The sequence below is a fragment of the Paenibacillus shunpengii genome (genome assembly GCF_042684905.1).
GTDB classification, from domain to species: Bacteria; Bacillota; Bacilli; order Paenibacillales; family Paenibacillaceae; genus Paenibacillus; species Paenibacillus shunpengii.
Genome location: NZ_JBHUMJ010000003.1, coordinates 76,371 through 100,034 on the forward strand (window position 1 = coordinate 76,371; position 23,664 = coordinate 100,034).

Genomic DNA, 23,664 nt, shown 5'->3' on the forward strand with positions numbered 1-23,664 from the left:
TTGTTTGAGAGCAGTCACATTTTCTAGTATGATACACTCTATAGTATTAACGAAGCTGTTAGAAATTATTGGATAAAAGGCAGGGTTAACGAATATGACAGAACGTAATCTATCGCCGCTGGTTGCTGCGCTCTCCATGGAGCCGCATCCAGAAGGTGGCTGGTACAAGGAGATCTGGAAGGCGGCATACCAAATTCCTCAATCTGTACTGCCAGGCGTATACTCCGGGCCGCGCCCAGCGGCTACTTCGATTTATTTCTTGCTGCACCCGGGTGAATTCTCGGATTGGCACGTCGTTCATTCCGATGAGCTGTGGATGTGGCACTCTGGCAGTCCACTCGAGCTTATCATCGGCGGCAGCGGTGAAGGGGATCCCACTCAGACCGAATCCTTTATCCTTGGTCCGGACGTTGTAGCAGGACAGCATCCGCAGGCGCTGGCGCCAGGCGGACAATGGCAGATGGCACGGCCGCTCGGAGATGAACCGGTGCTTGTATCCTGTGTGGTTGCACCCGGATTCCACTATGATGATTTCCGGCTGATCCAACGTAAAGAGTAGCAAGCTCGTAGGTTTAAAGCTGAGCCTTAGCGGATTGGAGATATATCCGGCTCCATAGGGCGGAATAGATTCGTGCAAAGACTCAGCACATACACGGGGCGACCATAGGTCGGCCCGTTATTTTTTGTATATCCAGAGTTTGGAATAATACAATTGTGGTGATAAGATGAATATTATACATAGCGCTATCCATTCGCATGATATACACATGTATTGTACATAGATTAAGTCGTTGAAGGAGTTAATTCAAATGGTTAAACAGACGAAAAAAGCCGCAGCATGGTCGCTTGTTATTATGGGTGCTGGGTTCGCGGCGTCGCTGCCGTTTCAAGATAGTACGGTTGGTAAAATGCTTGTCGGTTCCTTTGAAGCCGGACTCGTTGGCGGGCTTGCTGACTGGTTTGCAGTAACGGCACTCTTTCGCCATCCGCTGGGTCTCAAAATTCCGCATACTGCGCTGCTCCCGAAGAACCGCAAGAAAATTACGGAGGCCCTTGTATCTGCAGTAGAGAACAATCTGCTGAACAAAGACAGCATTGCAGCTAAGATTGCCGAAATGCCGGTATCACAAATGATCCTGGAGATGGCAGAGAAAGAGCTTCATACGACAACAACACATGAGGCGATTGATAAGCTTGCCAAACGCGTCATTTCGTCATTACCTCTGGAGAAGATCGCTCCACTTGTTGCTGAGGAGATTAAGCGCCAGGTTGGACGTGTAGAGATAGAGCCGCTGCTGTCAAAGGCAGAGCAGTACATTACGAGTAAGGGATATGACCGAATGGCTCTGGACTATGGGCTTGATCAGGCAGAGGAGTGGCTCGTTAAACCGGATACCCAGTATACACTCGGCGAAATTGGGATGAGAGCGATGAACTCCCTGCAGGTTAACGGTCTGATGCAGTTTGCTCTGAATGCAGTCATGGGATATTTGAATGAGGAACGGCTTGGAGGGATTCTTCAGCGTTTCTTGTATGATCAGGTACAGGACCTGAAATATGAGGGTCACCCTCGCAGACAAAGTGTACTAAATGCCATTCGCGGACAAGTGCAGCGTTTAGCGCACAGCAAGAAAGTGACAAACGGTCTGGAAGAGTGGAGGGATTCCATGCTTCAGAACTGGGATGCAGAATCAGCTGTGCTTAAGAAGCTGGTGGAATTCCGTGAACAAATGCTGGGTTATATGGAGGATGGAAGTTACGTAGAGAAACAGCTCATTCCGGTCATTTCATCCCTCGTTGCAGAGGTGAAAGAGGATGCTGAGCTTCTGGAACGCATCAACCAGAAGATTGTAGTCAGTGTCACAACCTTGCTGGAGCGTAATCATTCCAAGATCGGCCAGCTCGTACGTGAAAATATCGATAAAATGGATAACAAAACCCTTATTGCGATGATGGAGGATAAGCTCGGTGAGGATCTGCAGTGGATTCGGATTAACGGTGCGGTAACCGGTTTTATGATCGGGATTGTTCTGACCGCATTGCAGCTGGCACTGGCCTAATCGATTTTGTCGCGATATAAGTCAAACAGCTGTTTCCTGCATTCAGGAAACAGCTGTTTTTAAAAGAGACTGCAGCTGCATTCGTGCGGCGGAGAACGGGGCCTGTATGTACAGCTCAGTTCTCAAAATCACGTTCGATCCAGCCCTGCTCCAGTGCATACCTGGTGAGCTGGACACGATTCTCCAGCTGGAGCTTCTGTAAAATATTTTTGAGATGATTCTTCACGGTCTGATCCGAAATCCCAAGTCGGTCGGCGATCTCCCGATTGGTCTTGCCGGAGGCAACCCAGTTCAGAATTTCTCGTTCTCGGGTGGTCAGCGGTGTGCTGCCATCATCCCTCTTCTTGGTCTTCGGGAACTCCTGCAATATGCGGTAGGCCAGCTCCGGGTTAACCGGGGCTTCGTCACTGACGACAGCCTTTAGATATTCCAGCCAGGTTGAGGAGGACAAGTTCTTGAACAGGTATCCTTGTGCTCCTTGTTTGAGTGCTTCGAACAGATGTGTCACATCATCAGAGACCGTAACCATCACAATAATCACATACGGATAGCGCTGCTTGATCGCCCGTGTGGTCTCCAGTCCGTCCATCCCTGGCATACGGATATCCATGAGGATGAGATCAGGCATCCATTCCTCGGTCAACACCAGTGCTTCTTCACCGCTTGATGCGGTAGCTACAATATCAAACAACGGCTCCTCCGATAATATCGACTCCATGGCAGCTCGGGCATGGGCTGAATCGTCGACGATCAGTACGCGTGTCTTGTTCATGAAGCATCCTCTCCTTTGATAATCTGCATGCAGGTTCCGCCGCCCTCCATGTTGCTGAAGTGAAATCTCCAGCCCATTTCTTCCGCACGACCTCTCGTTATACGAAGCCCATACCGGCCTTTGCGCTGTTCCGGATCACCTGTATAGCCAATTCCGTCATCTGTAATGGACACCTTCCAATGCTCCTTATTTCCTGTTCCTGTTATAGAGATTGTGCTGGCATTGGCATGCTTGCGAATATTTAGAATGGCTTCACGCATACAGGCAATGAGCTCGATATGTTCTTTGGTCGTGAGCGCTTCATCGGAGAGCTTCCATTGAATACGGGAATCATATCTGCCGTCTGCAACCATGTCCTCGATCTGTCTGAGCAGCTGCTGAGGAGAATCGACGTTGTTCTCTTCACTATGAGGAACTCTCAGCTGGGCGATCGCTTGTCTGGCATAGTGATGCACTTCGTGTACAGTTTTTCTAACATCCTGCAGTTCGCCTTCGTTAGGGGTGCCTGTCAGTTTACGTTCGGCTTTATCAAGCTGGACAGATAGAAGGAATAACGACTGGGCTATACCATCATGCAATTCCCGTGCCAGGTGCTCCCTGGCTTCCAGCGCAGATTTCGCTGCCTTCTCTCGTTCCAGCTCAGCCTGCGATTTCTCCATAATCGTAAACAATTTATTCAATAAAGTGACGCTGATGAGATAGATAATTACCGGCGTCAGCCAGTTTCCTGCCTCCATTGAGAGATAGGGCATGAGAAACTGGTGACGTATATATTCCCACAAACCAACGGTAATGGTTGGGATGAATAAGATCATCAATTTCATTTGTTTATAGCTCATTGCCAGCTTCAGTCTCCTTCTAGGCATGTTGTGAATTAATTTCTATTATACCTTTAATCTGGAGACGAACGAACACTATAGCCTAAGATGCCCAAGCATTCAAGAGGAATTGTATGCCTATAGTAGAAGGTGTACGTTAAATACCAGCTAAGCACTTCTGAGATGAAATTATTACAGAGAATCACCCTTCCTTAACCCAAGGTCAATTCGATATACTTGTATAGAGAAAGAGAAAAGGATTGAAGGAGAGTGTAGTAAAAGCATGAGTCAAGCCGTATTGGAGCGTCGAAGTGAAATACTCAAGAAGAATATCGAACGGATGCTGATTAGAGAGAATCAGCGGGGCATTACGAGACAGCAAAGTATGTTTTTACAACAAATGATTAAAGAGCTTCATCAAACCTCTCATGAACTGGATGTAAAGAAATCATAATTTAATTTAGAAGCTTGTTGTTCTAACATGTAAAAAAACCTATGCGATTACTACGGCTATTCGTAGAATCACATAGGTTTTTTGATGTCAGGGTATATCGGTAATTCTAATATCGTAAGGGCTGAGCTGGCTGTTAATTGGATAGGACAGTGGTGTTGCCCATCTCCATGTACTCTGATCTCGGCATTTGCATTTGGATGTAAGAGATGAACAGCTCCACCAGCTTCGGATCAAACTGTGTTCCTGAACAGTCACGCAGCTCCACAATGGCTTCCTCGAACGTCTTTGTCTTCTGATATGGTCTTTCTGAAGTCATAGCATCGAAGGAATCGATTACGGTAAGCATTCGGCACAACTTCGGAATCTCCTTGCCTTTAAGTCCGTGGGGATAGCCTTTGCCATCATACCGTTCATGATGAAGCTCGATATAGGGGATCAGGTCCTTGAACCGATGATCTGTCATGGCGATTTTTTTGCCCCAAGTGACATGCTGTTTGACAGTTTCCCATTCTTCTGAGGTCAGCTTGCCTTTTTTGTTGAGCACACCCCAAGGGATTTCGAGCTTACCAATGTCATGAATTAAGGCCCCGAGTATAAAATTTCGCCGCTCTTCCTTCTCCAGAGCAAGATGTCCGCTCATATCAAGCGCATACTTATATACTCGCTTCGAATGCTTGAATGTATCAATGTCCTTATATATAAACAGATTAAGCTGCTGCTCGATATAATGAATTTCTTGATCCAGATCAATATCCGCTTCCATCTCGATATTACATCCGTAAGTATGCACGGTGTTCTTGCCTTGCTTCTTCGCATAGTAGAGCGCTTTATCCGCATAATCGACCAGCTGGGATTTGTCATACAGTTCAATTTCGTATTCGGCAATACCGGCAGAGAAGGACAAGCATTTATGAGGAAAAACTTCTACACCATCAAAAGGAGTATCGTTTAATTTTTTTCGAATTCGATCGACGAATGAGCGCGCTTCTTCTATGGCATATCCAGGCATCAGCAGGGTGAATTCTTCCCCGCCATATCTTGATGCAATGATAGGAGTGCCTTTGGTTTCCTCCTTGAGGAGAGAACCCAAAAAGCTGATAAGTGTATCCCCCTTGAGGTGTCCGAAGCTGTCATTGTATTTCTTGAAATCATCGATATCAATCATCGCTAAAGTGAGCGGTGTATCGTTCTTGCGTGCTTCCTCGATGCTTGTCTCCAGTGAGCTCTCAAAATAACTGTGATTGTACAGTCCGGTTCGTTGATCCAAATTTGAACGATTCAGAATCTGATGATACATATTAAACAGTTGTCGAAACGCGTGAGACAGCAATATAGCCAAACCTAGAAACAGGATGAGGCCCAACACTCCATTATGCACAATCAGCACGGTAAGGACGAGAGACAGAATAAGCATACATAAATACACGAGCATAGTCTCTTTGACAAAACCTTTGAGTGTGTTGTACAGATCCTTCCTGTATAAAAGGTAGTAGTACATGAACATTCCAAATGTATTGACCGAAAAATATACCGCAAGCGAAATCATATACACGGGGAGATTTTGATCATCTACACTGCCACGTGTTCCGCCTAGAGATTCGTATACCGTATCCGATAGTGATATCATCAATGAGTACAGAGTGAAGTTCGTTAGCTGCTTCCACCATGGGACATTTCGTTTGTAGATCAAATAACATAGAAACGAAAAAAGCAACACGCTTAATGCCATTTCGCCCCCATATATGAAAATGCATGCAAGGTATATAGAAGAGTCAAACGACATCACATTTCCTTCGGGAGGTAATCGAAAGGTAAGGCTATTAAGTATCAGCGTGGCACCCAGCATGATGTATAAGGTGACCCATTCTTCCGGTGAGTAGCTGAAGAAGGCTCCGCCATTATATTGACTGAAGGTAATCATGCCCGCTAAGCAGAGAGCTGCGATATACCACTGGCTAATATCTACTTTTTTTATTTTTGATAGAAAGGTTGTCATGAAATCTAATTTCTCCTATTAAATTCATCGTATGTTTATATAATTTATCATGACATTAAACGACTGTGTGAATTAATTTCACAACTCATTAAACGAAGAATCTAAAATGATATACTCTCGACTAGAGCGGCTTGGGATTATCGATGAAATAGATTCGTGTATAAAGAAAAAAACAGGCTATGTGGCCTGTTTTGAAAAAAGAATAAAGCTGATAAGTCCTAGCCGAAAGCAAATCCAGAAGTCAATGCCACAACGACAGAAGCAACAATTACCCCGTTCATGATGATGCGGGCGATGTTAGATTTTTTCATGGTATGTATCCTCCTTCGTCTTAATTTGATGTATTTAAACTTGGTGCGAGATCTTGATCTTCAGAATCCTTCTTCGGCGGTACCATAATACTCTGGATGTACAGGAATATACCCAGGTTCATGACAACGTCCCCGATACTAATGACTTGGGTTCGAGGGTAAGGACTCGAGAGCGGGATAATATCTCCCAGAAAGGATAAGCGGGTGGAGGCATCAAGCATGTAATGCTTGTACACAGCGTCACCGCTGGTCAGAAGCTCTGTATAGTAAGGCCCGAGAACTTGGGCAGCTTCTAAAGAGACAGGCATACGGCCGCCGTTGACAGCCATGACGATAAAGTTCAGGAATACGCCAATCAGAATGATCAGAAATCCCTTGTTCTGACGGTTCACCCACAAGAAGAACATTCCTACAATGTAGAGGAACATAAAGAAATATCCTGAAACAGGTGCAAGCCAATCTGCGTTGCCTTGAAAACGGAAAATGATAAACTGGATAAGCAGCAATATCGGGAAAATTAATCCGCCTCGTAGCTTGATCTGTCCAAACTGCATGAGACCGTGCTTAAAGCCGCCTCTGAAAAGTCCTACGATAAGTCCTAGAATTATACCATCATAGACCATGTATCAATCTCCGTTAGTTTCAAATTTTTATCGTAGCATTGTTATTCGACTTCAATTTGGTAAATCCTTCATGAATTTTAAAAAAATTTAGAAATTTTTTTGATTAATTTGTCTGATACCCATTTTCTTGTCTGATTCTGAATCATTATCTGACTTATGACTAGAAATTCACTTCAAATATTTATGAAAAGGTACATAGACCTACAAATTTTTTAAAAATAATCGCAGATGAAGTGTGTATTGGTGTATTGACATACCCTATGGGGGTATAATATATTGAGTGTAGGAATGGAAGGAGGTCATGTGAATGGATGTTAAGAAGATAGCTGTTGAAGGTGAGAACACAGTACATTGCCATGATTCCCATTCAGGCCATCAAGAGGAAGGAGTAAGGCACAGTCATCACTCTGATGAAATGAAGAATATTCTGACAACCCGTCTGAACCGGATTGAGGGTCAAATTCGCGGTATAAAGGGCATGATTGAGAGAGATACCTATTGTGATGATGTGCTCACGCAAATTGCGGCTGTTCAATCTGCACTAAACGGTGTCGGCAAGCTTCTGTTAGAGGGGCATATGAAGAGCTGTGTCATTGATCGAATCCAGGCAGGTGAGCATGAAGTGATTGACGAGCTGCTGGTGACGGTTAAGAAGCTTATGAAGTAGTATTGTTGCCGATGGTGCTGAAAGTCTGGATTATAATATAAATCACAATGAAAATGGGAGGAATTGAATATGAGTAACGTAACGTTGAATGTACAAGGTATGTCTTGTAAGCATTGTGTGAAGTCTGTTGAAGGTGCACTAGAAAGCGTCGGAGCAAAAGGTACAGTGGACTTGGCCTCCGGTACGGTTAAGATAGAATATGATGAACAAAAGGTAACTGTGGATCAAGTGAAGCATGCGATCGAAGATCAAGGTTATGACGTGGTTTAATCTATTTGAGAATGGATTATATGAAGTGAACAATGAGCGAAGAGCAGTCCGTTCTGGTCTGCTTTTTTCAGATCAATTATATACCCCTAAGGGGTATTAGGGGATGATTCATATGAATTCGCCTACCGTAAGCGGCGAGAAGCATACAAAGTTAAATATTACAGGAATGACCTGTGCTGCTTGTTCTGCCCGCATTGAGAAAGGACTATCACGCATGGAGGGTGTACACAGTGCAAATGTTAATCTCGCTATAGAGCAAGCTTCTGTAAGTTATGATCCGGCCGTCGTTCAAGTCAGTGATCTTAGAAGCAAGGTCGAAGCACTCGGGTATGGAACGGTAGTGGAACGGGTAGATCTGGACATTACAGGGATGACCTGCGCGGCATGTGCGACACGTATTGAAAAAGGGCTTAGCCGAATACCTGGCGTGACGAGTGCGAGTGTTAATCTCGCTTTGGAAACAGCCCACGTTGAATATGATGGGAGTGAGACTGCGCCCGAGGATTTCGTCCGTAAGGTGGAACAGCTTGGCTATGGCGCTCTGCTGCAGAAATCGAAGGAAGACATCACGGCAATCAGGCAGAAGGAGATGGCGCGCAAAAAATGGAAATGGATCATATCTGCCATATTATCGATTCCATTATTGTGGGCTATGGTAGGCCATTTCTCATTCACTTCGTGGATTTATGTGCCTGAGCTGTTCATGAACCCTTGGTTTCAACTCCTCCTGGCAACACCGGTTCAGTTCATTATCGGTTTTCAGTTCTATAAAGGTGCCTATGCAGCTCTTCGCAGCAAGAGTGCGAATATGGACGTGCTTGTTGCCCTCGGTACGTCGGCGGCCTACTTCTACAGTCTGTATCTGACGATCAGCTGGACAATGGAGGGTGGCCATCATGGGGCCGAGCTGTATTACGAGACCAGTGCAATTCTGATTACACTGGTACTGGTGGGCAAATGGTTTGAAAGTGTGGCCAAAGGCCGATCCTCTCAGGCCATCCGCAGTTTGATGGAGCTGGCACCGCAATCGGCAATGGTCATACGTGACGGGCAGGAGATAAGTATTCCGGCTGCAGATGTTGTTGTATCCGACCTGCTTATTGTGAAGCCTGGTGAGAAGTTTCCTGTGGATGGAATTGTTGAGAAAGGGAATTCCTCTGTAGATGAATCCATGCTGAGCGGTGAGAGCCTGCCTGTAGATAAACAAGTGGGCGACTCCGTAACCGGTGCGACGATTAATAAAAATGGCGTGCTCACAGTGAGAGCTACACGGGTAGGCTCAGACACGGCGCTTTCACAGATTATTAAGGTGGTTGAAGAAGCGCAGGGGTCCAAGGCACCGATTCAGCGAATCGCCGATGTCATCTCGGGTATCTTTGTCCCCATCGTTGTAGGGATTGCGGTAGTGACATTTGTGGTGTGGTTCTTCTTCGTGGAGCAGGGCCAATTCGCGGCAGCTCTGGAAAAAGCAATCGCTGTACTCGTCATTGCCTGCCCTTGTGCTCTCGGATTAGCGACTCCAACCTCTATTATGGCAGGCTCGGGCAGGGCGGCCGAGTATGGCATTCTGTTTAAAGGTGGAGAGCACCTGGAGCGTGCTCAGGAGATCGCGACAGTTGTACTGGATAAGACGGGCACGGTTACGGAGGGTAAGCCAAAGCTGACCGATGTCATCATTGCTGAGGGTCGATCTGAAGTAGAGCTGCTGTCTCTTGTTGGAGCAGCAGAAGCGGCTTCGGAGCATCCATTGGCAGGCGCGATCGTTACAGGGATCGGGGAGCGAGGTGTCGCTGTTCCGGAGGCTGAGCGGTTTGAGAATGTGCCGGGCTACGGGATTAAGTCTGTAGTACAAGGGCATGAGCTGCTGATTGGTACGCGGCGCTTGCTTGATGCACACAAGGTGGATCGTTCCGCTGCTGAGATAGGAATGGAAGAGCTTGAAGCTGCTGGCAAAACGGCTATGCTCATCGCCGTGGACGGCGTCTATGCCGGAACCATTGCGGTTGCCGATACGATTAAGGGCACATCCCGGGCAGCTGTTGAACGTCTGAAGTCAATGGGGATTGAAGTGATCATGATGACCGGGGATAATCGGCGCACTGCAGAGGCGGTTGCAGCTGAGGCGGGAATCGACCATGTGCTTGCCGAGGTGCTGCCAGAAGGAAAGGCAGAAGAGATTAAGAAGCTTCAAGCCTCTGGTCAAAAAGTTGCGATGGTAGGTGATGGGATCAACGACGCACCGGCTCTGGCGACAGCAGATACTGGCATGGCAATGGGTACAGGTACGGATGTTGCCATGGAGGCAGCAGATGTCACGCTTATGCGCGGCGACCTGAACAGCATTCCTGATGCGATTCTAATGAGCCGCAGAACGATGGGGAACATCAAGCAGAATCTATTCTGGGCACTGGGGTACAATGTCATTGGCATTCCGATTGCTGCAGCCGGATTTCTCGCTCCGTGGCTGGCAGGAGCGGCTATGGCGCTCAGTTCAATCTCTGTTGTGCTCAATGCCTTAAGACTTCAGCGGATTAAGCTGTAAAATCAAGCTCGAAGCAAAGAAAGAAAATACCTGGCATCTCATTGTGGAGATGACCAGGTATTTTTTAGCTTATTCAATAGTCGCTAACGGATAAATGAATAGTGAATTCATAAGATTTGTTCAGTCCATTATTTTACTTTTTGACAATGGTTTGGAGCATTTCTTTAAATTTCGATAGCTCCATATCTGTGACGAACCGTGAGGTGCTGCTGTCTTCCTTCATGTGTTCCAGCTCCTCGGCGCTTGGAACTTCTCCTATAGAGGAGACTTTACCCTGTTCCACCATGTAGTTCCCTTGGTAGACTCCAGCAATATAATAAGAATCTGAATCTCCGCGTTTCTGTAAGAACAGAATGGCATGGTCTCCGCTCGATAACAGTGGATTGTAGCTGTCTTGAGCTCGGGTAGGCTCGTGCTCTTGCTTCACGCCGGTATAATTCAGCTTAATCTTCTCGCCGGGTGTAACCCCGGTTGTGGAGTAGAGAACGTCCTTAACTTCAATTTCATAAGGGTCTGATTTGGCATTTAAGACTTCAATCTCGGCAGCCAGCACGGAATCAGCTAAGAGCTCCTCGAAGCTGGAATACGAGACAGCCATACTCTCGGCAGAGCCGGTTGTGCCCGTTGCTGAGCCTTGTTGTGTCATAAGCTGCTCTTCCACATTCTCTGATGCGCTGCCGGAGCTGTCTTCCTTCTCGGCTGCGGCCTCATCTTGCTGGTTGTACTGCTCCGAAGCTGAGGAGGGAGAAGTGCGTTCGGAGCTGGCATTATCGTTGTTTTTCTGATTGGGGAACGAATGTAACTCGGCTCCCATGGATTCGGTTTGGCTGGTCTCAGCCGCTTCATCCGATATACTTGCTATGTTCTCGGTAACAGCACCATTGGGTGTAAGCCACCATGTGGAAGCGAGTACCGCTCCACTGATACCAACAGTGATAAGTATACGTCTCCACTGCCAAGGTCGTGGCTTAGGCTGAGAATGAGGAGTCAGATTCTGTACCGTTTGGATGACTCGCTGCTTATGCTCTTCTGTAAAAGGCTCCTCTGTAAAAGGCCCCTTCTTCAATCGCTCCTGCCAGTCTTCATGTTGATCGGTCATTCTTCGAGCCTCCTTAATTCTTTTTGCGCCTTCAGCTTGGCACGGGACAGTCTGGATTTTACGGTGCCTTCCGAGATGTTCAGCAGCTCTGCAATCTCTTTTATTTTCATGTCATATTTTAATGACAGCACAAGAACCTCCCTGAATTTGTCGGGAAGCTCCATAATGATGTCCCATATCGCATCAGCGTACTGCTGCTCCATAACCTCCGTCTCGGCAGAAGGTGAGGTGCTTGTACTGTATTTTGCAGCGCTGCTGCCTTCCACCGGATAATCCAATGAAGCGATCCGGCCGCCAAGCAGACCCTGCTTGAAGAAGCGGGATCTTCGATAGGAAAAAGCGGTATTTCGAGTAATCGTAAACAGCCATGTCTTCGTAGAGGCGTCTCCGCGAAATGTATGCATCCCTTGATATACCTTGATAAAAACTTCTTGGGAGATATCATCTGCGTGATCGCGGTTTCTCGTCAAAAAATAGGCGTAATTCCAGACGTCGTTGCCATACTCGTCCATGAGTTTATATAAAATCTGATGATCTGAGTCCAAGTGCGTCACCTCTCTTCCCATTAGACTTAGGAATCGCGCAAAAAGTTCCAGTCGCTCCTGTATTGCCTGCCTCTCTCCGGGTTGTTTTGGATGCGAAGCATTTTCTCGAAGTGAAAACAGAGCATCCAAAGCCAAAAGTCGCTCTGCGTGTAAACACTCGCTGGGGTATGGGTACCTTCGCTTGTACGCTGCCTCTCCTCAGAAGAGGCATGGACTACAACAGGCGGTTGATTCAACCTGATCAGCAATTTCATTTTAATCTTAAGAATCGGATAAGCATATCGGAAGATACTTGAAGAAGGGAGAGATCATCCATGAAAAACAAGCCTCCTTGCTCATTCTACTTACGCTTAAGACAGAGGTTATTCGGTCGGCTGGTTCTCCACAGTGCGGAGGATCCTTTGTGGGGGGAATCAATCAAAGGTAAACTGGCATGAAAAAAACAATTTACAAACCGATGGTCGGTTTTTATAATGAGATTATAACCAAATTATTACAATGTAACGATTAGGAGGAAGCCAGTGAAGCAGGAGGAACGGAAGAGGCAAACGGTCAGGAATCTGCTGGATGCAACGAAGGAGCTTGTGCGGGAGCAAGGGTGTGAGACGATTAAAATGAAGGACATCATGGAGCGTTCACAGCTATCCAAGGGGGCAATTTTCCATTATGTAAAAACGAAGGATGAAATTTTTGCAATGGTTCTGCAGGAGGCTGTGGCCGAAACACATGCCCGTTTTGAGGCTGAAGTAGAGGAGCGGGGGAAGACGTTTGACGGGCCGATGAGCCGCATAGCGGAAAGTTTTCCTGCACTCGAGGACGGAAAAAACGTAACGAACCAAATTCTGATGTATTTGCTGGGCAAGGAGCAGGAGCCGGCGGTTGCGGAGGTGCTGCAGGCTTTTTATGAGCAGACATTCCGCTATTCCCGGGAGTGGATAGTTACCGGGCAGCAAGCAGGTGTCATTCACGATTCGGTCGATGCCAACCGGATGGCAGAGCTGCTGGTGCTTATTTCACTCGGCCAACGACTGCGGTCGTCTATTCCTGGAATTGCTCCGGGGTTGTTCAGAGCGGATGATTTTACATCGTTGATCCAGAGCATGTTGAAAAGGGATTAGCTGTCGGATAATTATCAATTGATATGAATCATGAAAAGGAGTGGAGCTGGGTATGATACCGTTTTATGCTCTTATTGTTTCATTCATCGTCTTGAGATGTTTAGGATTGGCAGGGTGGGATTACTTCGACAGCTGGCAGCATGCCCTTCAGGCAGCATCCGGCATCATGCTTCTGCTCGGGGCTTCTGCCCATTGGGGGAGCAAGCGTGGTGATCTCGTCAGGATGGTGCCAAGCTGGGTGCCAAAGCCTGAGTGGGTAGTGACAATTACCGGATTGCTGGAAATCGCAGGTGCAATTGGACTCGTAATTCCCGCTCTCTCTACGCTGGCGGCGGTTTGCTTGGTCGTACTCTTGGCTGCCATGTTCCCCGCCAACATGAAGGCTGCGAATGAAAGGCTAACGATTGGCGGGCGGCCCGTTCCAACACTGCCTGTCCGAACATTGCTCCAGCTGGTGTTTATTGCCGCGATTCTTTTGTCCGCACCGGGAATTGTATAATCATTGTGATGCAGAGTGATCAAAGGCTTATATGAACGGCCGGGGCCTGCCTTGAAAGGGTCCCGGCAAGGGAGTAGACTTAAAGACGTAACTATCGCCTATGAAAATTTACATAGAAAACGGAGTGAAAGAAGTAGTGAATGATACGATTAACCTGTTAATGAATCATCGTTCGATCCGTAAATACAAAAATGAGCCTGTCACGGATGAGCAGCTTAACACGATCATTGCTGCGGCTCAAATGGCTTCCTCATCCAGTAATGTGCAAGCCTACAGCGTTATCGCCGTCACAGATTCAGGCTTGAAAAATGAGCTGGCTTCGCTTGCCGGCAACCAAGCCTATATTCAGGAATGTCCGGTCTTCCTTGTCTGGTGTGCCGATTTGTATCGACTTCGCGAAGCGGCCGTTTCGGAGGCAGCTGGCGAGGAGACCTATGAGGATACGACGGAGAATTATACGGTGGCGACGATTGACGTCGCGCTTGCTGCACAAAATGCAGCGATTGCAGCCGAGTCACTCGGTCTCGGTATCGTATATATTGGAGGCATTCGCAATCAAATTGCCGAGGTTGCTGAGCTGCTGGGTCTGCCTGAGCTGGTATATCCCGTGTTCGGTATGTGCCTTGGTGTTCCGGATCAGGAGCCGCTGCTTCGGCCCCGCCTGCCGCTGCCTGCAGTGCTTCACAAGAACGGATATGACCGTGAAGAGACCAGGGTACAGGTCAAGGAATACGACAAGACACTATCGTCTTATATGCAAGAACGTTCCTCCGGTAAGCAGACCGCAACATGGTCTGAAATGATGGCGAAGCGTCTGACGCAGCCTGCCCGTTTGCAGCTGAAGGCATTTCTTGAGAGCAAGGGCTTTATGAAGCGTTAAGTATATACTTCGAACCAAAGACACTGTCCCTGCGTTAAACGGACAGTGTCTTTTTTATAATGAACAATTCTGAGTTGTAATGCGTGCCTTCTATTAGTTACTACGGTCGGTATGCCAATTTATTGTCCTATTTATGAAATCTTGCACGGAACTGGCTGGGCGATTCATCCGTCCACCGCTTGTATTGTCTGCTGAAGTGAGCGATGTTCTTATATCCCAGCTTCATCGAGATCTCCTCGATGGACAGATCGGGATCCATCAGCAGCAGCTTGGCTTTTTTAAGAATTAACATGGACATATACTGTCTTGGCGATAAGCCAAACGCACGGGAAAACATCCGATTCACCGAAGATGTGCTATAGCCGACCTCCTGAGCGATGGACTCCACGGTATCATGCGCCAAGGCATCCCCATCCTCATTCTCAATATCTCCTACCATCTGTTCCAGTCTGGAGGCTACGTAAGACGCAGTCGGGTTAATCTGCGAAGGCGTACTGTGTTCTTCCTGGGACAGCACATGACTGAGTGCCCCAAACAGCTCGAACAAGGCCGAGAGGATCATCATTCGTGATTGTACACGCATACCCGCTTCATCCAGGGTAAGCATAATAAGCTTGTCCAGTGCAGGCCGGATCTGCTTGCTGAGTTCACTTCCCGAATCAAAGAAAGGACCGCTTCGGGCACATAGCAGCTCTCTGAATGCAGGCTCATCCACGTCAAAATGAATGCAATAATAGGTCATTCCCTGTGCAGAAGCTGCATAGCTCTCATGCTCCTCACCAGGAATGAGCAGCATCAAGTCGCCGGGCTGCTGAAGGTAAGGCTGCCCGTTTGCCTTCATACGCTGTGATCCGGATAGAACGAGGTTAACCTCGAAAAAGGGATGCGAATGAGCAGGGTAACTCCAATTGGAGTCTACAGTGCGGTAATGGGCGGCAAAGACACGGAATGTAGAATTCATATCCGGCAGCATAAATTCCGTGCGCTTGTGCTCGTCCTGACCAAGCTCTGCCGCCGGAAACTTGAGCCGATGTTTGGGCTGCTCGTTTTTGCGTTCGTTGCTATTGTTCATGCTGGATTCACCTTCTTAACCTTCTTTATAATTTGATTTTTATTTGCTCGATTTGGATAAATTGTGACTTCTTCTGGATATGGGTAAACGAGATAAACCTTGCTATGATTATAGCATACTACTAAAAATATACGGGGGATATCATGCTGAATAAGTTGGGTAAATGATAACTATAGAAACAACAGCATGGACCGTAATGAGAAGGAGCATAATCGATGGCTACAATCCAGAACCCGATCTTGACGGGATTTAACCCGGACCCAAGCATTTGCCGTGCCGGGGATGACTATTATATTGCCGTATCGACATTCGAGTGGTTTCCTGGTGTGGGAATCTACCATTCAAGAGATCTTAAGAACTGGAGACTTGTATCAAGACCGCTTAATCGCTTGAGTCAGCTGAATATGATGGGTAATCCCGACTCTGGAGGGATATGGGCACCTGCATTGTCCTATCATGACGACAAATTCTGGCTCATCTACACCGATGTCAAAGTGACAGAGGGGCAGTGGAAGGATTCCCATAACTACTTGGTAACCTGTGACACGATTGATGGAGAGTGGTCTGAGCCGATCTACCTGAACAGCTCCGGCTTTGACCCGTCGTTATTCCATGATGAGGATGGCAAGAAGTACCTGGTTAACATGGTATGGGATCAACGGGCCTCGAATCACCCTTTCTATGGTATCGCGCTTCAAGAATATGATCCTGAGCAGCAGAAGCTTATTGGCAAATCTGAGATTATTTTTAAGGGAACCGACATTAAGCTGACAGAAGCTCCGCATTTATACAAAATTGACGGTACTTACTTCCTGCTCACGGCAGAAGGCGGAACGAAGTATGATCACTGCTCGACACTTGCGCGTTCCAAAGACCTGCGTGGTCCTTATGAGGTGCATCCGGAGAACCCGCTTATATCTTCCTTTGCTCATCCGCGCAATCCTTTGCAGAAGGCAGGACATTCCTCGATCGTGCATACCCATACAGATGAATGGTTCCTGGTGCATCTGACCGGCAGACCACTCTCGAGAGAAGGACAACCGCTGCTTGATCCAAGAGGATACTGTCCGCTCGGCCGCGAAACGGCGATTCAGCGTCTCGAATGGAGAGATGGATGGCCTTACGTAGTCGGCGGCAACCAGCCTTCGCTTCAGATTGAAGGGCCGAATATGGAAGAGGTCATTTGGGGTCCGGACTTCCCGGAGAAGGACGATTTTGACAGCGAAGTGCTGAACCTGCATTTCCAAAGCCTGCGGATTCCGCTCGGAAGTGAGATTATGTCACTCACAGATCGTCCGGGACATTTAAGACTGTACGGCAAAGAGTCGTTCTCATCGAAGTTCACACAGGCATTTATCGCGAGACGCTGGCAGCACTTCCGGTTCACAGCAGAGACCAAGGTGGCATTTAATCCGACGACATTCCAGCAGTCTGCAGGACTCAGCAACTATTACAATACGCAGAACTGGACTTCCTGCCAGATCACATGGAACGAGGAGAAGGGAAGAATCCTCGAGCTCGTCGCTTGCGATAACTTCTCCTTCTCCCAGCCTTTGCAGGGGAATGAAATTGTCATTCCAGATGAGGTAGAATACGTATACCTCCGTGTAGATGTAAAATATGACGTTTATGAGTACTCCTATTCTTGGAATGGAGAGGACTGGACGACCATTCCGGTGCAATTCCAATCTCATAAGCTGTCTGATGATTACATTCAGGGCGGCGGCTTCTTCACAGGAGCGTTCGTCGGCATGCGCAGCCAGGATACGTCGGGACAGAGCCTGCCAGCTGATTTTGATTACTTTATCTATAAGAGCGAATCTATTTCATAATATCTTCAGTCATAAAAAAGCTCCGAACACCTCGCATGGGATGAACACCATGCGGAAGGGTTCGGAGCTTTTTTTAAAACTCACCGTTAACCTTTTACTGCTCCGGCCGCCATACCTTCCACGATCCGGTCGCTAAGGAACATATAGGCTATGAGGATGGGCAGAATGCTGATCATCAGCGTAGCGCCGATGGCTCCCCAATCTGTCGTGTATTGTCCAATAAAGTTCTGCACGCCTACCGTAAGCGTCTTGTAATGATCTGAACTGATAAAGGTGTTGACGAAGATGAACTCATTCCAGTTATAGATCATGTTAATAATGCCTGTCGTTGCAATAACCGAGCTTGTCATTGGCAGCACAATGCGGAAGAACATGCGGTTCACGCTGCAGCCGTCAATGATAGCAGCCTCTTCCACTTCCTTAGGCAGCGCATAATAGAAGCCTAACAGGATCATGATGGTGATCGGCATATTAAATGCAACATAGGAGAGCACCAGTGACAGCGGATGGTCGGTCAGACCCACCTTGTTGAACATGCTGAACAATGGAATGAGCGTAGAGTGAACGGGAATCATCATGGCAACCATGAACAGACCGAGCACTAGAGAGCTGCCTTTCCATTTCATCCGTGTAATGGCGAAGGTCACAAGGCTTCCAAGCACGACCGTGATGACCGTTGCCGCGACCGTTATCCAGACACTGTTGAAGAAATAGACATCGATATTACCTGAATTCCAGACCTTTGCGTAGTTCTCCCACTTCGGATTCTGCGGGAGGGATAGGGGAGGCAGGTTGAAGACCTCCTGATTATTTTTAAGCGAGAAGAGCAGCAGCCATAGCAGCGGGAACAGCTGAAATGCGGCCACGCCGATGAGAATAATGTACAGCAGCGCATAGCCGATTTTTCTCAGTATGCTGGACCCGGACTTTACGGTACCGCCGATCTGAGCAGATGTGTGCATCATGAAGGTTACCTCCTTATGAGTATTGAATCGTATCTTTCGTCGCTGTCAGCTTACGAATGATCCAGGTCACGACAAGACAGATAATGAGCAGGAAGAAGCCGATGGCACTGCCGTAGCCGAAGTCGTAGGATTTGAACGCCTCACTGTACATATAGGAGGCCATAACTTCACTAGAACCATTGGGTCCGCCGCCTGTCATGACGTAGATCAAATCGAAATATTTAAGGGAACCGACTAGAGAAAGCACGATGGTAACCTTGATCACTTCCATAATGAGCGGAAGCTTGATTCTTAGTGCAATTTGAATTCCGGTAGCACCGTCAATTTTGGCCGCTTCTTCAAGTGAAGTAGGGATATTCTTCAGTGCAGAGTAGTAGATCAAGATATAAAAACCTGCATACTGCCACAGGATCGGGATGAAGAGCGCAATCAGTACAAGTGAAGGCTCTGCCAGCCATGCAGGAGGGTTATCAATGCCTATAGAGGTTAAGAAGCTGTTAATGACACCGTTTGTTGGATGGTACATCCGAAGCCATAGCTGTGCAATTGCAACCGATGACAGGAGCATTGGCACAAGATAAATTTTGCGGAATAGATTGGCTCCTTTGATGCGTCCCGCCACGACCATCGCCACAGCCAAGTAGACAAGGAGACTCAGGCCGGAGAATATCGCAAGCAGCAGGGAGTGCCAGGCACTATCCCAAAACGTTTTATCTTGAAGCAGATTAGCATAATTATCGAATCCAATAAATTTCATGGCACCAATGCCGTTCCACTCATGCAGACCATAATAGCCGGTCAAGATGATCGGAATATATACAAGCGTTAAGATCAGCAGCAGGGCTGGAAGCACGTATAGGGCAATGATTTTCTTGTTAGACATCACTTTGTCCATAGGAATCAAACTCCTTTCCGTTATATAACGAGCTGACCCGGTACAGGACCGGGCCAGTTCACCTGTTATGTGATTATTCTAAGCTGTGTTTGGTTAGTTTCCGGAAATGGCTTTGTCATGCTCTTCCGCGAATACTTCAGGAGTCACGGCCTTGCCGAACAATGCCTGGATTTGATTCAGATGCGTCTCTGCAGCAGATGCCTGCATCTGCACATCGGCATACAAGGTGATGCTGGTTGCTTTGTTCATTTCATTGAACAGGTCGATATACAGCTGAGGAAGCTCAAGTGATGCTGTATCAACCTTGGTTGCAGGAATTACGCCTGCACCGGTTACGGATTGCTCACCCCATTGGGATACAAAGTATTCAACGAATTTCTTCGCTTCATCCTTGACCTCTGAATTCTCCGACACGAAGAGTCCAACCCCAGGGCCGCCAACCCAGCTGTCCACATTTCCTTTACCGCCTTCGGCTTCAGGGAACTTGAAGAATCCTACGCTGTCGCGGAACTCCTGCGGAATTTCTTCATTCGTTGTAAAATTAGGAAGCTCCCATGTGCTCATGATGTACATGGCTGCATTGCCGTTCAGGAACTCTGATTTGGCTTCTTCATTAGACAGGCCGTTAAAGCCTTTAATAAATGCATTGCTGTCTACAAGGGACTGTACTTCTGCCGCCGCTTTTGTCAGGCCTTCGTCTGTGAAGGAGCCTTCTCCATTAATGGCGCTGGCGAGTGCTTCTTGTCCGCCAAAGCGTTCAGCAAGGAACATATAAATCAGTGACCCCGTCCAGCGGTCCTTATTCCCCAGTGCAATCGGAGCTACTCCATTTTCGGTAAGGGTCGAAATGATTGCCTTTAGTTCTTCATAGGTTTGCGGAGTCTCGAGTCCATACTGCTCAAAGATCGCTTTGTTATAGAACACAGGTGTAATATTAAACTCCAGTGGAAGTCCGTACGTCTTGCCGTCAATGTTGAAGGCTTCGGTCGTTCCTTCTACGAACTTGCCGTTCAGCTCGCCGTCAAGCAGATCATCAATAGGGGTAAACAATCCGCCTTCGACGTAAGGTGTCATGAAGCCTGCTGCCCAAGTAATGCCGACATCGGGTAATTCATTGGAAGCAGAGAGGACCTTAAGCTTATTCTTGTATTGCTCGTTATCGAGAACCTCTGTCTTGATGGTGATATCCGGGTTCTCTGTCTGGTAGTCTTCTATGATTTGATTTACGATCTTGTTCTGTCCGGCAGACACGCCTTCCGGCCACAAGTGCATGAAATTAATCGTTGTTTTATCTCCGCTATCTGTTCCTTCTGCACTACCGCCGGATTCACTGTTTCCACAGCCTGCAAGTGCGATAGCACAGCAGAGAGTCACAGCCATGAATGACCACTTCTTTTTTGTCTTAAACACGTTTACATCCCCTTTGCTTTATGATCTAAGTCGGTTATTGAAACCGCTTTATTTGTCTCTATGTTGAATTGTAGCAAAGCTTTTGTAAGCGCATAACGTAACAGGTTTTGGGTTAAATACCACTTTTATTGGATCTTTTCCTCTGAACCCTCCAGCATGTGCTGTCTGTATCTCCCGGGGCTTACATTTTCGGCGGTTCGGAACACTTTCACAAAATATTTGGGGGTCTGGTATCCAACCATCTCCGATATTTCATTGATAGAGTGCCTGGTATTTAGCAGCAGCTCCTTGGCCCGCTGAAGCCTCTTGCGTGTCAGATAATCACTGAATGTAAGCCCGGTCTGTTCCTTGAATAAGGCGCTCAGGTAGCTTGTGTTCATGTGGAGCACCTCCGATAGATCGCGTAAGGAGACAGATTCATGCAAATGCTGCTCCAGATAATCAATCGCTTCCTGGACAGGGAGGCTGTACTGGCGCTCTTCCTGCGTGGTCGCCATCAGTTTCGGATCGACGAGCTTCTTCATCTTCTTAATCTGGTTCTGATCCTCATAACGCTGAAGAGCAAGCTCTGCAGCAGAAACCAGCTTCTTCTTGTCAATCGGCTTGAGCAAATATTCCACCACACCATATTTCAGCGCTCGCTGTGCATAATCGAATTCAGCATGACCTGAGATGACAATGACAACGGGTGGAACAGGGGAGTCATGAATCTGCTCAATCAGATCAAGTCCGCTGATCTCGGGCATGCGAATATCCGTAATGACGAGATGCGCGTTATTGATCTTAAGCCGCTCGAGGGCTTCCACCGCACTGGCCGAGGTCTCAATCTCATGCTGCCCGGAAGACCAGGATTCCAGTGTTTTGCGAATCCCTTCTCTCGTTCTGGGCTCATCATCCACGATAAGTATCTTTTTCATGATAAAAAGTACCTCCTGGTTCATTGGGTATCGTCATTGTAACAACCGTGCCTATGCCTAAATCGCTGGCAATGTGAAGTCCGCTTCCTTCCCGGTTGTAGCTGAGCTTTAGTCTCCTGTAGATGTTGGCAATGCCGATGCCCGTTCCCTTAGAGGAAGCGGAATGCCCCCCCTCCATAGCCGTGTACAGGGAGCGAAGCTTCGCTTCGCTCATGCCGGGGCCGCTGTCCTTGATCATGACATCGATATAACCCGCACGGTCGGAGGGAGCAACGAGAACTTCAATGCTTCCCGCACCGACTTGCTGTTCCAGTCCGTGAAGAATGGCATTCTCCACGAGCGGCTGGATCAGCAGCTTGGGGATCGGCACAGATCTCATGGATTCGTCACAAGTGATCCTCCAGGAGAGTCTGTCTCCCATGCGGATATCCATAATCGTTAGATAACGTTCTACATGGCTGAGCTCATCATCAATCGTTACCCACTCGTCATCATCGCCCCGGCTGATGACATACCGGAACAGACCGGACATCGCAATGACGACCTCGCCAAGCTCTTCTTCTCCTTTTTCATCGAGAGCCCAGTACAGTGCCTCCAGCGTGTTAAACAGGAAGTGTGGATTAATCTGCGATTGCAGCGCTTTGAGCTCCGTGCGGCTCTGCAGGATCTCCTTCTGATATACGACCTCAACAAGCTCATTCATTCGGTCCGCCATCTGATTGTATGTGTTGCTTAGCTCTTGAATTTCAAGCGTAGCGGAAGTGACCTTACTAGGTTTGAGCGTGCCGAACTTAGAGGTCCTCATCACCTTAATCATATTCAGAATGGGCTGTGTAATCATCGTCGACAGGAAGAAGGAGAGGATGACGAACAGCAAAGCCCCGCCGATCACGGAAACTATCATAACGGTGAGTAGCAGGCTGATCCCCTCTGCCTGATAATCGGCAGGAGACAAGATGACGAGATTCCAGCCGGTCTTCTCGGATTGCCGCTCAACCGTGATATAAGGCTCACCATCCAGCTCTACAGAGGACTGCAGCTCCCGAAGATGGATATCAGGACTCACCCCTGGCATAGCTGCGAGGGAGATCGGCTTCCCTTCATGATCAAACAAATTCAGGAATTCAAGCTTCCCGGAGTCATTGTCTGTGAGCTGGAAGAAGCTCTTATCAATACGAACAACGACATATCCTGCCGCCTGGTAGGATTGATTAATAATTCGTATATTTCGAATGGCAACAACGCTGGCCGGATCTCTGGCATCAATGCCAAACCACACAAGCCGGCCTTCAGCCTCATCCGTCCTCGTAATCCATCCCGCAGGCACACGATCATCAAGCTCCGCATCATCAAGCGGAAGCATTCTGCGATAATCGGCAGTATATATTTCAATAGAACGAATCGATGTGGCATACGCCTCAAGCTTGCGAACCTCCTCCTGCAGCTGCTGCCGCTGTGAGAAGCTGATGTGCTGCCCTGCGGCCTCAAGTGCCAGATCACGCTGAACAGTGGCATCGGTTGCCACCTGGGATGTCCAGTTCTCAATCTGATTCAGAAGGACATCCAGCTTGCCGGATGCCTGAACAGCGGTCTGCTGAATATGGCTCTCTGCGTTGCTGCGGAGGAGTACAGATATTTGGTTGTATACGATAAGTGCGATGGAGCCGAGAACGAGCAGCATAACGATCAAAGAACCTATAAATATTTGGCTGCGAAGTGTATTAAAGTAACGGGAGCCCAGCATATAATCCACGTTTCCTTTCATTTTTTGAAAGTGCTTACATTTTTGAAGGCGACAAAATGGAATAAGATCAGACGGAAGTGAGCGGAGCATGTGTTACGGTCCATTCCTTCAGCTGTTTCTTGTGCCAATATGCTGCATGCTCTCAAATTTTAATTCTTTCCTGCGTTTACGACAA

22 protein-coding genes are annotated in these 23,664 nt (G+C 47.6%); 10 read left to right on the top strand and 12 right to left on the bottom strand.

The genetic code is table 11. The features are described from left to right. Window positions 1–94: 94 nt before the first annotated feature. Together ACFSVM_RS14755 and ACFSVM_RS14760 are read left to right on the top strand one after the other, a co-directional pair. Window positions 95–559 (top strand): cupin domain-containing protein, encoded by a 465-nt coding sequence (locus tag ACFSVM_RS14755; protein ID WP_076314882.1) that lies wholly within the window; start codon window positions 95–97, stop codon window positions 557–559. A gap of 250 nt (window positions 560–809) precedes the next feature. Continuing rightward, entirely contained in the window at window positions 810–2,060 is a 1,251-nt protein-coding gene (locus ACFSVM_RS14760; protein WP_076314881.1) for a DUF445 domain-containing protein, read from the top strand. A gap of 115 nt (window positions 2,061–2,175) precedes the next feature. Here the strand turns inward: ACFSVM_RS14760 and ACFSVM_RS14765 are convergent, their stop codons facing one another. Further along, window positions 2,176–2,832: a response regulator gene (locus tag ACFSVM_RS14765; protein WP_090725820.1), complete on the bottom strand. Its 657-nt coding sequence runs from the start codon at window positions 2,830–2,832 to the stop codon at window positions 2,176–2,178. Next, window positions 2,829–3,671: a sensor histidine kinase gene (locus ACFSVM_RS14770; protein ID WP_090725818.1), complete on the bottom strand. Its 843-nt coding sequence runs from the start codon at window positions 3,669–3,671 to the stop codon at window positions 2,829–2,831. Before ACFSVM_RS14770 ends, ACFSVM_RS14765 begins: the two co-directional genes overlap by 4 nt. A 262-nt stretch (window positions 3,672–3,933) precedes the next feature. On the opposite strand from ACFSVM_RS14770, the gene ACFSVM_RS14775 reads away from it, so the two are divergent. After that, window positions 3,934–4,104 (top strand): hypothetical protein, encoded by a 171-nt coding sequence (locus ACFSVM_RS14775; RefSeq protein WP_170862498.1) that lies wholly within the window; start codon window positions 3,934–3,936, stop codon window positions 4,102–4,104. Window positions 4,105–4,237: 133 nt separating this feature from the next. On the opposite strand, the gene ACFSVM_RS14780 is transcribed toward ACFSVM_RS14775, so the two are convergent. Beyond that, window positions 4,238–6,100 (bottom strand): bifunctional diguanylate cyclase/phosphohydrolase, encoded by a 1,863-nt coding sequence (locus tag ACFSVM_RS14780; protein WP_076314878.1) that lies wholly within the window; start codon window positions 6,098–6,100, stop codon window positions 4,238–4,240. A gap of 331 nt (window positions 6,101–6,431) precedes the next feature. Continuing rightward, window positions 6,432–7,034 (bottom strand): DUF5317 domain-containing protein, encoded by a 603-nt coding sequence (locus tag ACFSVM_RS14785; protein WP_076314877.1) that lies wholly within the window; start codon window positions 7,032–7,034, stop codon window positions 6,432–6,434. 307 nt (window positions 7,035–7,341) lie between these two features. Here ACFSVM_RS14785 and ACFSVM_RS14790 point away from each other — a divergent pair, with 307 nt between their 5' ends. The 3 genes from ACFSVM_RS14790 to ACFSVM_RS14800 all read left to right on the top strand — a co-directional run bounded on the left by ACFSVM_RS14790 (window position 7,342) and on the right by ACFSVM_RS14800 (window position 10,513). After that, window positions 7,342–7,701, top strand: a complete 360-nt coding sequence (locus ACFSVM_RS14790) for a metal-sensitive transcriptional regulator (protein WP_076314876.1) — start codon at window positions 7,342–7,344, stop codon at window positions 7,699–7,701. 69 nt (window positions 7,702–7,770) lie between these two features. Further along, a complete protein-coding gene (locus ACFSVM_RS14795; RefSeq protein ID WP_379263094.1) occupies window positions 7,771–7,971 on the top strand; it encodes a cation transporter in 201 nt (66 codons plus the stop codon). Between the two features lie 112 nt (window positions 7,972–8,083). Beyond that, on the top strand, window positions 8,084–10,513 hold the full coding sequence (locus ACFSVM_RS14800) for a heavy metal translocating P-type ATPase (protein ID WP_379263096.1): 2,430 nt from the start codon (window positions 8,084–8,086) through the stop codon (window positions 10,511–10,513). A 133-nt stretch (window positions 10,514–10,646) separates the two neighbouring features. On the opposite strand, the gene ACFSVM_RS14805 is transcribed toward ACFSVM_RS14800, so the two are convergent. Continuing rightward, window positions 10,647–11,612: a hypothetical protein gene (locus tag ACFSVM_RS14805; protein WP_379263098.1), complete on the bottom strand. Its 966-nt coding sequence runs from the start codon at window positions 11,610–11,612 to the stop codon at window positions 10,647–10,649. Then, window positions 11,609–12,166: an RNA polymerase sigma factor gene (locus ACFSVM_RS14810; RefSeq protein WP_305954052.1), complete on the bottom strand. Its 558-nt coding sequence runs from the start codon at window positions 12,164–12,166 to the stop codon at window positions 11,609–11,611. Before ACFSVM_RS14810 ends, ACFSVM_RS14805 begins: the two co-directional genes overlap by 4 nt. A 512-nt stretch (window positions 12,167–12,678) precedes the next feature. On the opposite strand from ACFSVM_RS14810, the gene ACFSVM_RS14815 reads away from it, so the two are divergent. The 3 genes from ACFSVM_RS14815 to nfsA all read left to right on the top strand — a co-directional run bounded on the left by ACFSVM_RS14815 (window position 12,679) and on the right by nfsA (window position 14,654). Then, window positions 12,679–13,275, top strand: coding sequence for a TetR/AcrR family transcriptional regulator (locus ACFSVM_RS14815; RefSeq protein WP_076314872.1), 597 nt, complete (start codon window positions 12,679–12,681; stop codon window positions 13,273–13,275). A 52-nt stretch (window positions 13,276–13,327) separates the two neighbouring features. Next, the gene (locus ACFSVM_RS14820) at window positions 13,328–13,774 is read left to right on the top strand and encodes a DoxX family protein (RefSeq protein ID WP_090725814.1); all 447 of its coding nucleotides are present in this window, start codon (window positions 13,328–13,330) and stop codon (window positions 13,772–13,774) included. Window positions 13,775–13,910: 136 nt separating this feature from the next. Next, window positions 13,911–14,654: an oxygen-insensitive NADPH nitroreductase gene (nfsA, locus tag ACFSVM_RS14825; protein WP_379263101.1), complete on the top strand. Its 744-nt coding sequence runs from the start codon at window positions 13,911–13,913 to the stop codon at window positions 14,652–14,654. Between the two features lie 127 nt (window positions 14,655–14,781). Here nfsA and ACFSVM_RS14830 read toward each other — a convergent pair whose 3' ends face one another. After that, entirely contained in the window at window positions 14,782–15,726 is a 945-nt protein-coding gene (locus tag ACFSVM_RS14830) for an AraC family transcriptional regulator (RefSeq protein ID WP_090725812.1), read from the bottom strand. Window positions 15,727–15,941: 215 nt separating this feature from the next. Here ACFSVM_RS14830 and ACFSVM_RS14835 point away from each other — a divergent pair, with 215 nt between their 5' ends. Continuing rightward, window positions 15,942–17,558 carry a glycoside hydrolase family 43 protein gene (locus ACFSVM_RS14835; RefSeq protein WP_090725810.1) on the top strand — a complete coding sequence of 539 codons (1,617 nt, stop codon included), beginning with the start codon at window positions 15,942–15,944 and terminating at the stop codon, window positions 17,556–17,558. An 86-nt stretch (window positions 17,559–17,644) separates the two neighbouring features. Here the strand turns inward: ACFSVM_RS14835 and ACFSVM_RS14840 are convergent, their stop codons facing one another. The 5 genes from ACFSVM_RS14840 to ACFSVM_RS14860 form a co-directional block, all read right to left on the bottom strand. Then, the gene (locus tag ACFSVM_RS14840) at window positions 17,645–18,523 is read right to left on the bottom strand and encodes a carbohydrate ABC transporter permease (protein WP_076314869.1); all 879 of its coding nucleotides are present in this window, start codon (window positions 18,521–18,523) and stop codon (window positions 17,645–17,647) included. A 13-nt stretch (window positions 18,524–18,536) separates the two neighbouring features. Next, window positions 18,537–19,418 carry a carbohydrate ABC transporter permease gene (locus ACFSVM_RS14845; protein ID WP_076314868.1) on the bottom strand — a complete coding sequence of 294 codons (882 nt, stop codon included), beginning with the start codon at window positions 19,416–19,418 and terminating at the stop codon, window positions 18,537–18,539. Window positions 19,419–19,511: 93 nt separating this feature from the next. Beyond that, complete coding sequence (locus ACFSVM_RS14850) at window positions 19,512–20,798, bottom strand: ABC transporter substrate-binding protein (protein ID WP_379263414.1); 1,287 nt, start codon at window positions 20,796–20,798, stop codon at window positions 19,512–19,514. Between the two features lie 155 nt (window positions 20,799–20,953). Further along, complete coding sequence (locus ACFSVM_RS14855; protein ID WP_076314867.1) at window positions 20,954–21,745, bottom strand: response regulator transcription factor; 792 nt, start codon at window positions 21,743–21,745, stop codon at window positions 20,954–20,956. Then, window positions 21,720–23,510 carry a sensor histidine kinase gene (locus ACFSVM_RS14860; RefSeq protein ID WP_256209807.1) on the bottom strand — a complete coding sequence of 597 codons (1,791 nt, stop codon included), beginning with the start codon at window positions 23,508–23,510 and terminating at the stop codon, window positions 21,720–21,722. Before ACFSVM_RS14860 ends, ACFSVM_RS14855 begins: the two co-directional genes overlap by 26 nt. Window positions 23,511–23,664: the final 154 nt, after the last annotated feature.